The organism is Phycisphaerales bacterium AB-hyl4 (genome assembly GCA_041821185.1).
Taxonomy (GTDB): Bacteria; Planctomycetota; Phycisphaerae; order Phycisphaerales; family Phycisphaeraceae; genus Natronomicrosphaera; species Natronomicrosphaera hydrolytica.
Map to the genome: position 1 here is coordinate 437821 of JBGUBD010000001.1, position 14101 is coordinate 451921.

Annotated in this window: 14 protein-coding genes; 5 read left to right on the top strand and 9 right to left on the bottom strand. The window is 64.1% G+C overall.

The genetic code is table 11. The features are described from left to right. Nucleotides 1-73: 73 nt before the first annotated feature. Entirely contained in the window at nt 74-1987 is a 1914-nt protein-coding gene (locus ACERK3_01825; GenBank protein MFA9477023.1) for a motility associated factor glycosyltransferase family protein, read from the bottom strand. 115 nt (nt 1988-2102) lie between these two features. Between ACERK3_01825 and ACERK3_01830 the strand changes: the two genes are divergently transcribed. Together ACERK3_01830 and ACERK3_01835 are read left to right on the top strand one after the other, a co-directional pair. Further along, the gene (locus tag ACERK3_01830) at nt 2103-2756 is read left to right on the top strand and encodes a DUF4440 domain-containing protein (GenBank protein MFA9477024.1); all 654 of its coding nucleotides are present in this window, start codon (nt 2103-2105) and stop codon (nt 2754-2756) included. A 50-nt stretch (nt 2757-2806) separates the two neighbouring features. Then, complete coding sequence (locus ACERK3_01835; GenBank protein ID MFA9477025.1) at nt 2807-3778, top strand: DUF6263 family protein; 972 nt, start codon at nt 2807-2809, stop codon at nt 3776-3778. A 38-nt stretch (nt 3779-3816) separates the two neighbouring features. Here the strand turns inward: ACERK3_01835 and ACERK3_01840 are convergent, their stop codons facing one another. After that, nucleotides 3817-4455 (bottom strand): MBL fold metallo-hydrolase, encoded by a 639-nt coding sequence (locus tag ACERK3_01840; protein MFA9477026.1) that lies wholly within the window; start codon nt 4453-4455, stop codon nt 3817-3819. 70 nt (nt 4456-4525) lie between these two features. Here ACERK3_01840 and ACERK3_01845 point away from each other — a divergent pair, with 70 nt between their 5' ends. Then, a complete protein-coding gene (locus tag ACERK3_01845; protein ID MFA9477027.1) occupies nt 4526-5317 on the top strand; it encodes a DUF429 domain-containing protein in 792 nt (263 codons plus the stop codon). Between the two features lie 15 nt (nt 5318-5332). On the opposite strand, the gene ACERK3_01850 is transcribed toward ACERK3_01845, so the two are convergent. The 6 genes from ACERK3_01850 to acpS form a co-directional block, all read right to left on the bottom strand. Further along, nucleotides 5333-6544, bottom strand: a complete 1212-nt coding sequence (locus ACERK3_01850; protein MFA9477028.1) for a VWA domain-containing protein — start codon at nt 6542-6544, stop codon at nt 5333-5335. Between the two features lie 93 nt (nt 6545-6637). Then, complete coding sequence (locus ACERK3_01855) at nt 6638-7537, bottom strand: NAD(P)-dependent oxidoreductase (GenBank protein ID MFA9477029.1); 900 nt, start codon at nt 7535-7537, stop codon at nt 6638-6640. A gap of 24 nt (nt 7538-7561) precedes the next feature. Further along, the gene (locus ACERK3_01860; GenBank protein ID MFA9477030.1) at nt 7562-8731 is read right to left on the bottom strand and encodes a pyridoxal phosphate-dependent aminotransferase; all 1170 of its coding nucleotides are present in this window, start codon (nt 8729-8731) and stop codon (nt 7562-7564) included. Between the two features lie 221 nt (nt 8732-8952). Then, the gene (locus ACERK3_01865; GenBank protein MFA9477031.1) at nt 8953-9168 is read right to left on the bottom strand and encodes a small basic protein; all 216 of its coding nucleotides are present in this window, start codon (nt 9166-9168) and stop codon (nt 8953-8955) included. A 34-nt stretch (nt 9169-9202) separates the two neighbouring features. Beyond that, nucleotides 9203-9994, bottom strand: coding sequence for a hypothetical protein (locus tag ACERK3_01870; protein MFA9477032.1), 792 nt, complete (start codon nt 9992-9994; stop codon nt 9203-9205). A 103-nt stretch (nt 9995-10097) separates the two neighbouring features. Further along, on the bottom strand, nt 10098-10484 hold the full coding sequence (gene acpS / locus ACERK3_01875; GenBank protein MFA9477033.1) for a holo-ACP synthase: 387 nt from the start codon (nt 10482-10484) through the stop codon (nt 10098-10100). A 439-nt stretch (nt 10485-10923) separates the two neighbouring features. Here acpS and ACERK3_01880 point away from each other — a divergent pair, with 439 nt between their 5' ends. Beyond that, entirely contained in the window at nt 10924-11793 is an 870-nt protein-coding gene (locus ACERK3_01880) for a serine/threonine protein kinase (protein MFA9477034.1), read from the top strand. A 101-nt stretch (nt 11794-11894) separates the two neighbouring features. Here the strand turns inward: ACERK3_01880 and ACERK3_01885 are convergent, their stop codons facing one another. Beyond that, on the bottom strand, nt 11895-13154 hold the full coding sequence (locus ACERK3_01885; protein MFA9477035.1) for a serine/threonine-protein kinase: 1260 nt from the start codon (nt 13152-13154) through the stop codon (nt 11895-11897). A gap of 200 nt (nt 13155-13354) precedes the next feature. Here ACERK3_01885 and ACERK3_01890 point away from each other — a divergent pair, with 200 nt between their 5' ends. Next, nucleotides 13355-14095, top strand: a complete 741-nt coding sequence (locus ACERK3_01890; GenBank protein MFA9477036.1) for a hypothetical protein — start codon at nt 13355-13357, stop codon at nt 14093-14095. Nucleotides 14096-14101 lie beyond the last annotated feature (6 nt).

Sequence of the window (14101 nt, forward strand, 5' to 3'; positions counted from 1 at the left end):
CAAATAAAGCCCACGGATGTAGCGCAGCGAATCCGTGGGCACACGCCCAACCCACCCCACCAACTACCCCCCACTACCCAACCCGCGCCGCCCGATGCGCCGCCAACTGCGACTGCACCCGCTCTGCCGACTCGTGCAAAATGCGCAACACTTCATCGCATGCATCCTGCATCCACTCGACGTTGTCCATGTCGCGTTCCAGTTGCCGAACCTGCCGCTCGTAGCCATCATCACCCGCCGCCGCGATCGCGCGATCCGCCCGCGCCCGCCGGTAGGCCCCCACCGTGTTCAGCGTGTTGACCAGTTGAAACGCGTCTTTCAGTTCCGTGTCCAGCCGACGCTTCTGCTTGTTCAGCCGAGCGAACAGGTTGTCGACGCGCGCTCGATCGCGCTGATGTTCGATGATCTGTTTCAGCAGCGGGACCGTCCGCCGACACGTCTGCCGGACCTCGTGCACCTCGCGGACGCGACGCTGCAGCAGCGCCAGCAGCGACTGTAGCCGATCGATATCCAACTGCGCCGCCGGCTCGGGCAGCGTCGGCACGGGCTGAGTCGCATACGTCTGCAACACCTCCGCCAACGGCATTCGCTGCGTGTGCCGTTTCGCCACGCCGCCCTCGGTCGCATCAATCACGGTCTGCTCGGCGTTGGCGAAGTCACGCTCGAACTGCTTGAGGTATGTCAGCATCTGCTCGTTGGCGAAGATCGGCTGGCCGTTGACGTCCACCATCCGCCGAATCGTCGCCTTGCCCTGCACGACGCGCTGCCACTCCATCATCTCCAGCGTGTTGATCGGCGAAAGCTCCGACGACCAGACCTGATGCACCGCCGTGCCGGGGCAGTAGTAAAGCCCATCGGAGAAACCAAGGTCCTGCCCGATGAACGCGATCGGATCGCAGCCGAGGTATTGCGCCAAATAAAACGACAGATGCGCCACCGTCGCCCCACTGGGCAAACCCTTGCGCGAGCGGGCCAGCGGGCCAAGCAGATTGTCATTGAAACTGCTGCCGATCACGCGCACCGGCCCCGGAAAGCTGTCGAGAATGTTTGCGTGCGCCTTCGGCTCCGCCACCAGCGTCACGTCTGGCAAGTCCGGCAAGCCGTCATAAAAACGCTTGCTCACCGCGGCGTAATCCAGCGCCGTGACGAAGTCCGGCCGAATACCGCGATCCAGCAACGGCTTGAGCGCCGTCTGCACCGCGATCACCACCACCTTCCGCCGCACGTCCGGATCAAGCAGCAGATGCACGTTGCGCACCAGGCTCGGCCCCGCCGCGACGCAGATCGCCGGGCAACCTTTCGCCGCATTTTCCAAGTCGTCAATCGTCTCGCCCGCGTGGTACAGCCCAAGGTTCCAAGCCAGGTTCTGGCACGTTCGCGCCGAGTTCACCAGCGCCGTCGCGACGTTCGTGCGGAAGTACGCCAACGATTCGGTCACGGTGTGGCTGAAGACCTTGATCGCTTCCGGGTCGCGCTGCCGCGTCGGCGGATGAACCACCAGCTTCGTGCCCTGCGTCATCACCGCCGCGTATGGCTCGGTCTTTTTCATGAACGCCGACGGCTCAACCTCGCCCGCTACCAGCAAGACATTCTTCGCCCCCAGCCAACTCGTGTGATCAACCTTTTCCAGCACCGCCCGCAGCAGCGGCACGCTCGGCTCGAACACGATCAACAACGTCCGGTCGCGCGTCGCCTCCGCGAGCGCCAGCACATGATGCCCCACGCCCATGCCAAGCGCGACGACCGCCGCCGTCTCGCTGTAATCCAGCGAGCCGACCAGCTTCATCGCCTCTTTCTCAGGGTCGAACCGGCTGGCCAGCCACATCGCCCGGCCGTCGTGCTCCAGCGTCGCCGTCCAGGGGCCGGCCTTGCTCGCCTGCCACGCCAACGACGTCGGCTCGGCTGCCGCCAACCGCTCCGCCAGTTCCGCGTCCGACCGCCGAAGCGCCGCCAGATTCGCCGACAACATGTCACGCGCTTCAGCCATGCATCCTGCAATCAATATCGCACCAGCCCCCGCCGCCGGGCGAGCCTGTTCGAGGGCCCGGCCGTGGGGTTACGGCGTCTCCAATGCGTCACAAAGCCCCAAACGTTATCGGAAGATGCCCGGCCGCCGCTTGAACATCCCCGCTCCAGAGGCGATGATCCTATTTGTGGACATCGCACCCCCGCCGCTGTGGGAACATCTGCTGCTCGAACGGCCGTGGCCGCTCGTCGTCGCCCTGCTCGTCGGCGCGATCCTCATCCGCTACGTCGCCCGGCAGCGCCGACAGCCCGTCATGGGCCACGTCGCCCTGGGCCTGGCCATCGCCGCCGGCGGTGTGCTCGCCCTCGCGTGGACCGTCACCACCGACCGCCAACTGCTCGAACGCCACACCCGCCAGCTCGTCGCCGCCACCGAATCGCCCGGCGACTTCAGCGTCATCGACCGCCTGCTCGCCCCCGACGCGGTGCTCACCGGGCCCGACGGCGACGTGTGGATGAACCTGTCCGCCATCCGCAATCAACTCGAACAGGCCATCGACCGTTACACCATCGACGACCAGATCATCCGCGACATCGGCGCGGAAGTCACCGGCGACAACCGCGCCCGCTCCGCCTTCGATCTGCGCACCTACAGCGGCGCCCAGGCCGGCCTGCCCACACGCAGCACATGGACGCTGCACTGGCGTCGCGGCGACGACGGCGAATGGCGCATTACCCGCGTCCAGTGGGACTCATTCATGGACCGCCCGCCCAGCCGCAGCCTGTGGTAGTCCACCGACGCCGCATTGATCCACCGCCACCCACAATAAAGGCCCCGCTCATGACGTTTCGCATCCACCCGCTTCGCCGTTCGCCCGCGTGGCTCGCATTGCTCGCCATGCCCGCCCTGCTGCTAATGGCCATGCCCGCCATCGCGCCGGCGCAGGACGCCCCCGCCGCCATCGACCTCCGCCCCGACTGGCAGGTCGGCCAGACCGCCCGCTATGAAATCTGGTCCCATCGCCAACGACGAACCACCATGTCCATGGGCGGCGAGTCGCACGAGGTCAACGTCACCATGGTCACCGAAGGCGAAGTCACGTGGACTGTCGACCGCGTCAACGACGACGGCTCAGCCACGTGCACCATGGTCCTCGACTGGCTGAGCATGACCGTCACCGACAACGAAGGCGGCCAGCAGATCATCGACTCGCGACGCGGCAGCGGCGACGTCCCCGCGATGCACCAGGCGCTGCAAGCCATGGCCGGCCAACCCGTCCGCTTCGAGATCGCCTCCGATGGCAGCGTCGATTCCGTCGCCGGCGTTAACACCATCCGCCAGCGCACGGAGGCCGAGCCGATGGCCCCCGAAGATCGCGATTTCGTCCGCTCCGCAACCGAACTCGCCCTGCTCATCGCCGCGCCCGACAACGCCAACCCCGGCCAGACCTGGCAGACCCGCCACGCCTGGAGCCACGAAGCCGGCACGATGCACTACAACATCCGCCACACGCTCAACGACGTCGGCGAAGTCGAAGGCATCCCCGTCGCCACCGTCTACAGCGAAGCGCAGCTTGAGCTTGAAGTTGACGACGCGGACATGCCCCCCGACGCCCCGCCGATCGACATCCGCATGACGCAAGGCTCACGGCAGGGCCAGGTCATCTTCGACCTGCAACGCCGTGAAGCCGTGGGTCGAAACAGTCTCGAACAGACGACCATCGAGGTCACGGTGCGCATGCCCGAGCAGACACTGCGACAGCGCATCGACGAGACGATCCAAGGCCAGGCCCTTCGCATCTCGGAAGAGTAAGGCAGAAGCCCACGGCGTGACGCCGTGGGTTTCGAACGTCATTGCAAAAACGGATTGGTCCGCCGCTCCTCGCCGATCGTGGTCGTTGGGCCATGGCCGGGCAGGACGCGTGTCTCGTCGGGTAAGGTGAGCAGTTGTTCGCGAATGCTGGTCATCAGCGCGTTGCCGTCCGAGGTGGGGAAGTCATGTCGGCCGACGGAGCCGGCGAACAGCGTATCGCCCACGATCGCCACGCCGTGCTCGCGCTGATAGAGGCAGACCCCGCCGGGGCTGTGGCCGGGCGTGTGGCGGACTTCGAATTTCACATCGTCCAGTTCCAGCACATCGCCATGCTTGAACGTCCCCGTCGGCTCGGGGGCGACCACCGGGTCGGCCAGTGCAATCGAGAGGTTGAGCACCGTGTCGCCGGGGAACTCGCGCTCCGCTTCATGAATGAACATCGGCAGGTCGGGCCAGTGCAATCGCAGCTCCGGCAGGCCGGCGATGTGATCCACATGCGCGTGCGTCAACACGACCCGCTGAGGCGTCAGGTCCTGTCGATTGATAAAACTGAACATCGCCTCCGGCCCGAACCCCACGTCCACCAACCAGCACGCGCCGCTGTCCGTGTACAGTACGTAGCAGTTGGTCATCCAGTCGCCGAGCGTGAACGTTTCAATGTGCAGCTTGTTACTCATGATGCATGAAGTGTAGCGAGTTGATCGGTGTCAGGATTCCATCAGGACAATCGATCGAGAGGGAGCGAACGTGAGCAACTTTGATTACTTCGGCGGCGTGGACTTCAGCGGCGGCCGCGAACCGCTGGCGAACCTGTGGTCGGCCGTCGGCGTCGAGCGGGACGACCGCCTGCACATCGTCGACCTCCGCCCGCACGCGTTTCGCGAAGATCTGCGCCATTTCCTCTGCCATCCGCCGATCGACGCCGAGCGCGGGCTGTGGGGTATGGACTTTCCGTTCAGCCTGCCTTGCGCGGTGAGCGATGCGCTGATGAACCACGAAGGGCCAGCCACCTGGCAGGCGCAGGTGGAGTGGTTGGCGTTTCAAACGCCCGGCGATGTTGAAACAATGGCCAAACCTCACCGACAGACGTTGCGGGCGATCGACCCGCCCGGCGCGATGGCGGCACTGAACCTCCGCCTGCTCAAGCAGACGGTCGCGGGCGCTCGACTTTTAAATGAATTGTTGCATCAGGAAGGCGCAGCCGTCGCGCCGCAGATGCCGATCGGCACGGCGAAGTGCGTGTTCATCGAGGTGTACCCCTCGGCGACGGCGAAGGACTTGAGCTTGAAAGGCCGTAAGCCCAACCGCCCCGGCCAGGCGCGGGCTCGGCCGGAGATGCTCGAACCCTGGCTGCGGTTTGAACACCCGAGCCTCGCGGCCACCGCGGTGACGCTGGAAGACGCGTGGGATGCGGTGATCGCCTGCCTCACCGCCTGGCTGGTGCGCGACGACCTAAACCAGCCGACGCGCGTGGGCAAACATGAGCCCGCGGCGGTTGAACGCGAAGGGTGGATGTATCGGCATCCGGAGGCGGTGTGAAGGATGTCCGGAGCGTTAGTGAATAAAGCTCTTTTTCTTCTTACCCGCGAAGTAGCTTTCGATGACGGTCGAACTCAGATCGTCGCTGGTGCAGTAGTAGGCCATCCCGCGCGTGAGGCGGGTGAGGCGGTCGACGAAGCCGACCCAGTCCATGCCCCAGTAATCTTCGATTAATGCGAACGTGGCGATGCGGATGCCTTGCTGCTGGCACTTGAGCGCCTCTTTGAGCGTCGCGGTCGCGGTGCGTTCGTTGGGCGGATAAAGCAGGTAGAGCATCTCGCTGCCGGGTGTCGCTTCGTTGGGCTCGACATGCGCCGTCGGCTGGCCGTCGGTGATGACGAAGATCTGCTTGTTCATCGCGCCGCGTCGGCTGAGGATCTGCCTGGCCTGGCGTAAGCCGAGTTGCAGGTTGGTGAAGTGCAGCGGGATCTGGTCTTCGTTTTCGCGTGCCTGGTCGAGTGGCAGGCGAAGGCGGACCTGGTAGTCGCGGACGCTGATGGGCTTAGGCATGACCAGCGGCAAGTCGCGTTCGCGGATGGCATCTGCCATCGAGTAGAAGCCGACGAAGTCGAGCGTATCCTGCGGGAAGCGCTGCTGGATGAGGCCTGCCATGCCCAACGCGACGCGCTTGGCCTGATAGAACCGGCCCCACCGCATCATCGAGCCGGACTGGTCGATGAGGATGACGGTGGCGCAGTCGGCTGTGCCTTCGGTGACATGCAGATCGAAGTCGCCCGCGTTGATGTTGATCGGCAACGACGGGCCGGTCGCTTCGCCATGGCGGGCCTTGTCGGCAAGCTGGCGGGCCATGGCGTTGCGCATCGTCGCGCCGAAGTCGACTTCGCTCAGCGGGTCGCCGAACTCGTACGTCTTCGTGCCGTCGGTTCGTTCGCTCGTTCGGCCGGGGTTGCGCGTCTCATGCCCCTCCTTCGTGCCACGCTTGATGTTCTCAAAGATCTCCAGCAGCGCCTTGTGCTGAATGCCCTTGACCATCTTCGGCGTAAGCTGGTACTTGCCCTTGCCATCTTCGTCTTCGGACTTTTCAATCAACCCCGCTTCAATGAGCGACTCGATGTAGTCCTCGCCGTCTTCGTTCTCGACCTGTTCCATGGCGTCGAGCGCCTGCTCGCCGTACTGGAGGATGAACTGAACAAGCTTGGGCTCGGGGAACAGGGCGTCGGGCCCCTGAAAGGGTTGGCCGTCGAACTCGCTGTACTCGAATTTCATGCGCGGACCTTCCGGTGACGGGCGATGGACAGCCCAATCATAGGCGGCACATCGAGCCGTTTCGCATCCGACCATGGCAGGGCAAGCCCTGCCCTACTTCAGATCAACCGCGCCGAGGTTTTCCAGCGCCTTGGCCATCGCCTGTGTGCCCAGCTTGCCGCCGCCTGCTGCCGCGACGGCGCGGAAGTAGCCCTCGGCGGTGCTCGTACCGGCCAGCGGCAACCGCTGTTGGCGGGCCGTGTCGTCGACGATGCCCAGGTCCTTGAGCACGAGGTCGATCATGAAGCCGGGGTCGAAGTCACCCTTGGCGATGCGCGGGCCGAGGTTGGCCAGTTGCCAAGAGCCCGCCGCGCCGCCTGCGATGGCTTCGAGCATCTTGCTCACATCCAAGCCGGTCTTCTTCGCCATCGCCATGGCCTCGCACACGCCCATGAGGTTGCACACGACCGCGATCTGGTTACACGCCTTGCACGCCTGCCCGGTCCCGCTCTCACCGAGGTGCGAGATCGTCTTGCCCACCGCCTCGAACATCGGCTGAAGGCGTTGCACCGCGTCATCCGGACCGCCGACCATGATGCTCAGCGTGCCCTCGCGTGCGCCCACGTCGCCGCCGGAGACAGGCGCGTCGACGAGCGTGATGTCATGGCCCGCCAGCTTGCAGGCGAACTCGCGCGTCGCCATCGGACTGATCGTCGAATGATCCACCACGATCAGCCCCGGCTTCGCGCCCGCGACAACGCCATCGTCACCAAAGAGCACCTGCTCCACGTCGGCGGTATCGGTGACATTGAGGCAGATGACGTCAGGCCCCTTCGCCGCGAGGTCGGCGGGCGAGTCGGCGACCGTCGCGCCCTGCTTTGCGAACGGCTTGCACTTGCTTCTCGTGCGGTTCCACACCGTCAACGCAAAGCCCGCTTTCGCGAGATTGCTCGCCATGGCCGCGCCCATGATGCCCAGCCCGATGTAGCCGACCTGTCGGATTGACTCGTTCATGACGGCAGCCTTCCTGCAACTGGATCAAGGTGTTTTCGTCTTCGCCAGCTCAACCAGCACATCAAGCCCGCGGTCGAGCATCGCGTTGTCGCAGGCGTAGCTCAGGCGGAAGTGCGTATCGCGTTCGCTGAACACGTTGCCGGGGATGATGAGCAGCCCGCGCTTGACCGCCTGCTCGACAAACTGCGTAGCAGACATGCCCAGGTGTTCCGGCACTTTCAGAAACGCGTAAAACGCTCCGCCCGGCACGGTCAGCTCATAATGCGGCGACAACCGTTCCACCACGCGATCGCGCTTCACACGATACTGCTCCACCGGCTCGCTCATGTCCACATCCATCGCCAGCACACCCGCCACCTGCGTCATCGACGGCGCACACACGAACGAATACTGCTGCAGCTTGGTCATCTGTTCCACGATCGCTCGCGGGCCGACCGCGTAGCCCAACCGCCAACCTGTCATGCCATACGTCTTTGAAAAGCCGCGCAGCAGCAGCGTGTCGCGGCTGTACGCCATCGGCGACGGACACCGGCCGTCAACCTTCTCATAGCAGAACTCGTCGTAAATCTCGTCGCTCATCAGCAGCAGGTTGTGACGCCGCGCCAGCTCGACCACCATCTCGCAAACGCTCGGCGGCGCGACCACGCCCGTCGGATTGCTCGGCGAGTTGAACAGCAGCAACTTACTGCGCGGCGTGATCTTCGCCTTAAGCCGATCGGCGGTGAGTTGAAAGTCCGGGTATGTATCAACATAAACCGGCGTCGCGCCGCTGAGCGTGACCAGATGGCGGTACATCACGAAGTAAGGGTCGGGGATGAGCACTTCGTCGCCGGGCCCGACGCAGGTCATCAGCGCCAGCAGCAGGCCGCCGGACACGCCAGAGGTGATGAGCACGCCGGTGTCGTCTGGCAGCTTTCCGTCTGCCGCAGCGAACGTGTCGGGGAATTCGACAGCGAGCCTGCTCGCGACCTTGTCGCGCAGGTCGGCAATGCCTTGCGTCTGCGTGTAACGATTCTGCCCGGCGCGGATGGCGTCGCACGCGGCGTCTTTCACCACGTCGGGCACATCGAAGTCGGGTTGGCCGATGGAAAGGTTGATCGGGTCTTTCAGGTCCGCGGCGAGGTCGAAGACCCGCCGAATGCCCGAAGCGTCAATCGCCCGCAAGCGGTCGGTGATGAAGCGATCTGCGTCCATGTTGGTTTCGAGTTCCGAGTTTCGAGTTTCGAGTTGTGATCAGCGGCCAGTCTAACGCCCGCCGAATCGCCGTGCGACGTCCTTCTCCCAACTCGAAACTCGAAACCATAAAACTCGAAACTCTTCTCCCCCCGCCGCCCCTCGCGCACGAAAAACAGGCACGGCACGTCCGTGCCATGCCTGCCTTCATGTTCAATGCCATGATCGATCGACGAAGCGGCTTACTTCTTCGCCTCTTCCTCGGCCGGGCCCTTCTTCTTGGCCTTGCCACCGGCGACAACCTTGCGGTTGCCCACCTTCGGCAGGCCAAGCGGGTCGCCGCTGTCCATGTCGAACTTGCCACGGCCCTTAAGCTTGGCGACACGCTCCGCCCGGCTGAGCACGTTGCGGTGCTTGTCCAGGCTGCCACCGGTCTTCAGACTTCGATCAAGACTCATCGCTGACGCTCCAATTAATAGACGTAGACAGGCCTCAAGGCCCGTTATATCGCTTCGGGTACATCGACTCCAGGGCGTCGCCCCGGCCACGGTTGTGGCGTTGCCACGCTCGACCGATCGCCCGCAGCTCACGCTCGTATTCCCGCCGCTCCTCAGACGAAAGATCCTCCCGGTGGAAACCACGGTCCACCGCGATCACTTCCAACTCCCGCCTATTCTGCACCGATTCGAGCACCGTTGCAACTCCGTGCTCCGCCGCCAGCCAATCCGCCAGCACCCGGGCCGCGTCCGGCGGGTAAAACGCGAGCACAAAATAGTTCCGCCCCGGCTCACGCGGATCGCCCGAAACCGCCGCCGCCTGACCGCCGCCGCCGGCCGACGGTTCGCCCGACGCACCCGAACTCACTTCAGCAGCACCACTTACCCCTGCCGTCGCCCCACCCGCTCCGCCGTTGCCGCCACGACGGACCGGCGCGGCACGAATACCGGAATCCTCCACCGGCCAGGCCTCCTCCGCCGCCGTCACCCCTGCCGACGTGCCGCGCGAATGGCCCACCCAGTACGACAGCATCAAAAGCCCCACCAGCGCCACCACCAGCACCACCGCCAACCCCCGCGGCACGCGCAGCACCACCGGCGACCCCGCCCCCAGACTCGCCCACCAGTCGGACGCAAACGCAAAACGGTCACCCAGCCCCCGCAGACCGCCACCAATGCCTCCCTCGGACGACCACGCCGGCGCACGCGACACCGGCTCACGCGCTGGCTCCACGCCACGCGTCGCCTGGCCCATCACCTCAAACGGCGTTGATCGATTTCGTCGCATCACCATTCACCTCACCCCACCCCAGTCTTAAACATACCCCGAACCCCACACCCCACCCCCCAACCAAAAACCAGAAACCAGAAACCAGAAACCAGAAACGATCCTACCCCCCCACAGCGATCGCGCTGGCCATGGCCTGCCCCTTCACGTGCGTGATGCTCAGCCACCAGGTTTCGATGCCCATTTCCGCCGCGACCACGGCGCAGCGCCCATGCAGTCGTACGGTGGGCCGACCCGACGGTTCGCGCACCACTTCGGCGTCGGTCCAGCCGATGCCGCCTGTCCAGCCCGTGCCGAGGGCTTTGAGGATAGCCTCTTTCGCCGCGAATCGGCCGGCCAGGTGCTCGACCTGCCGTTTGTGGTTCGCTGCCGCGTACGCCTGTTCGCCCTCGGTAAAACATCGGCTCAGGAACCGCTGGCCGTGCACTTCGAGCATGTGCGCCACGCGTGGCGTATCCACCAGGTCGATCCCATGCCCGAGAATCCGCATCCCCCCAGTCTCCCACGCCGCCCGCTCCCCGGCAAGCTGAGGGGCCGTGGGAATTGCTAAACGCTGATTGCTGATTGCTGATTTGGGGGAAGCCACGCCGATACGATCAACGATTAGAAATCAGCAATTAGAAATTCCGACTGATTCGGCCCTTCCCTAAACCAGAAACGAGAAACCACAAACCACCTCCTCATCCTCATCCCAGTCAAGCCGGGCCTTGGATTGGCCGAGAATAGTCTCAACGGTGGGTCAGCCATTACGGAAAAATTGGCAACGGTGAGAACCTGGTAAAAAAAGAACAAGGTTGTGTCGTCGGCCGGACCCGGATACAGTTTGTGCATACGTTCATTCGGTTATCCGGCTTCACGACAACTTGATTGGAGGGACATCCCCCCCTGTAACTGCGCCAAGCGGAGCAGGTGGCGGTGCGTGTTCGCCCATGGCGGAATTTCACGAAATCGCGGGCTACCAGGTCTTGTCTACGCTTGGCCATGGTGCAAGAAGCACGATCTATGCTGTTCGCAGCAAGCGTGGCGATAATTACGCGCTCAAACGCGTCGTCAAACAGTCACCTTCCGATCAGCGGTTCGTCGACCAGGCGATCCTCGAACACAACATCGCCAAGCAATTCGACCACCCTGCCCTTAGGCAGAGCTACAAGCTCATTCGCCAGCGGCAATTCATCCGCGTCAGCGAAGTGCTGGTGCTGATGGAACTCGTGCAGGGCGTCACCCTCGAACAGCATTCGGTGGACGATCTGGCCGGGTTGCTGGAGATCTGCCAGCAGGCCGGCCACGGGCTCGCCGCGATGCACGCGGGCCGCTATGTCCACGCGGACATCAAGCCCAACAACATCATGATCAACCAGGAAGGCCGAGCCAAGATCATCGACTTCGGCCAGAGCTGTCCGATCGGCACGATCAAAGAGCGGATTCAGGGCACTCCGGACTACATCGCCCCCGAGCAGGTCCGCCGTGAGCGGATCACCATCCAGACCGATGTGTTCAACTTCGGCGCGACGCTCTACTGGCTGCTCACCCGCCGCCACGTACCCACGCTGATCCCCAGGGGGCAGGCGGGCATCAGCATTCGCACGCACAACACCTGCCCCCCGCCAATCGAGGTCAACGAGCAGGTTCCCCCCGCGTTGTCATCATTGGTGATGGACTGCATCGAAACCGAGCCGGCCGACCGTCCCGTTTCGATGGGCGCGGTGCTGGATCGTCTTGCCATCGCCACCACGCAGGTCGAGCGTCAGGAGGCGAATAAGAGCACGCGTCGGGCCGTGCCCCGTCGCAGCGCATCGTAGTCGCATCCAGGCAACATCAAAACACATACCACGCACGACGCCCACGGCGTCACGCCGTGGGCGTCCATCCAAGCTCCAATCTGCCCCAACACCGACTGCCGTCACATCGCCAGCAGAATCAGCGCCAACAGTAGAAATGCCGCCACCACCCAGCCGCAGGTCGCGATCCAGAACATCGGCTGGCCGGTCAGCGGTTCGCCCGAGCCGAACTGCAACACCTGCGTCTGGCCCGATGGCCCGTCGTCAGGCTTGCTGAGCGCGGTGATCGACCCAAGATCGAACATGTGTCGGGCCTGCATCGGCGGCTCGCCGCTCTGCACCGCTTCAAGGTCCTGCAGCAGGTCGGCGGTGTTCGCGTAGCGCTGCTCGGGGTCCTTGGCCATGCACACCTCGATGATCTCGGCGATGCCGGTGCTCAACTCCGTGTTCAAATGGTCCGGCGGGGTCAGCTCTTCCTTCAAGTGCTTGTGCATCACCGCCGACGGCGAAGGACCCTCGAAAGGCACTTGCCCGGTGACCATGTGGTACAGCGTCGCCCCCAGCGAGTAAATGTCCGCCCGGAAATCGACGTTCCGTGCCCCGCGAATCTGCTCCGGCGAAATGTAATAAGGCGTGCCAAACGCTTTGCCCGCCTCCGCCTCCGCAGCCTCGCGGTCGCTCACCGCGCGAGCCAGGCCCATGTCGGCCAACTTGGCCCGGCCCTCTTCGGTGATCATGATGTTCTTCGGCTTCACGTCGCGGTGAATGAAGCCCGCTTCGTGAGCGTGATGCAACGCCCGCGACACCTGAATCGCCAACGACAGCGCATCTTTCTCGTCGTAGCGCCCTCTTCGCGTGATGTCGTCGAAGACGGTTCGGCCCTCCACGTACTCCATCACGAAGTAGTGGTACTCACCCGCCTTGCCCACGTCGATCGCCTGCACGATGTTGGGGTGGTTCAGCTTCGCGGCCGCCTTGCCCTCAGCGTAAAAACGGTCGACGAACTGCGGGTTGTTCGTGTGCTTGCGCGGCAGCACTTTGATCGCCACCGCCCGGTCGAGACTGATCTGCCGGGCTTTGTAGACGGTCGCCATCGCACCCGCACCCAGGCGTTCGAGAATCACGTAGCCGGGGATCTGCTGCCCGCGCCGCTGCTCCTCGGCCTCGGGGCGGATGCGCTCGATCTGCTTCTGCGTGGCGACGCCTTCACCGATGAGCACCTCGGCGAGCGAATGACCGCTGGCCGAGTCGTCGGCACTGCCCGCACGACTGCGCTGCAGTTCAACGCAACGCTGCACCTCTTCAGGCGTGGCGAGTCCCTTCTCAACGACCATGCGGCCGATGAGGGAATCCAGACTGCTTTGGGTTACTTGCTCGGCCATAAATTCACCACAAAGGCTCTCTACGACGCAGGCGGACAGGAACAGGCGAAATGAGTATAACTACCTCTGCCCGGGGACGGTAGAAACCCTTACCAAGAATGTCAATCGGCAGCTTTCGCACGTCAGTGCAGTTATCAACATTCACTACTTCATTTTATGCTGCTTGCACCGGGCAGGTCAGCGGACATACCATCCACGCCATGCCCGCAAGCCCATTGGTCGAGTCCCCCCGCCGACAACGCCAGCTCGTCGCCGTGCTGATGTTCCTCGTGTTCATGGGCTCGATCGGCGCGGCTTACCTGTTCAGTGAAGCCCGCATTGGCCAGCAGCAGGTCCGCTTCCGCACCGAGCAGATCGACCGCCTCCGCTTCCAAGTGCCCGAGCACTGGCAAACCGACGAGCAGGCGCAGCAAGCCCTCGGCATCGCCGGGGCACGCGTGTTGCGAAACCCCGACCGCCCCCACCAGATGCTGCGCATCCTGCCGATCGAGCTCGAAACGCCCCAGGCGCCCGAGAACATGCTCAACTACGCGACGGTCGCCCTCCTCGGCGAGCAGGAGATTCAGACGTTCCAGTCGCTCTACGTTCAAGTGCCCTCGCCCGGCAGCGCGTTACAGGTCGCCGACCGCACGGGCATCAGTCGGCCGGACCCCAGCCGACCGGAGGTCCGCGTCCACCTCATCGCCGCGATGACTGTCGATCAGCGGACCCATTGGATCATGCACCTCGTCGACGAGCCGCAGGCCGGCGAGCCGCCCGGCCGAGTGCTGCAACAAAACGCCATCCTCTTCCGACACATCGAACGTTTCGTCGAAGTGCCCAACGGCCATGAAAACGACGAAAACGACGCCGATGACGACGAAATCGCCCCCTCCGCCGAACCCGACGAGCCCGCCGACGGTACAGAACCCACGGCCGAGTCGCCCGAGCCGTCGGACTGACTGCCC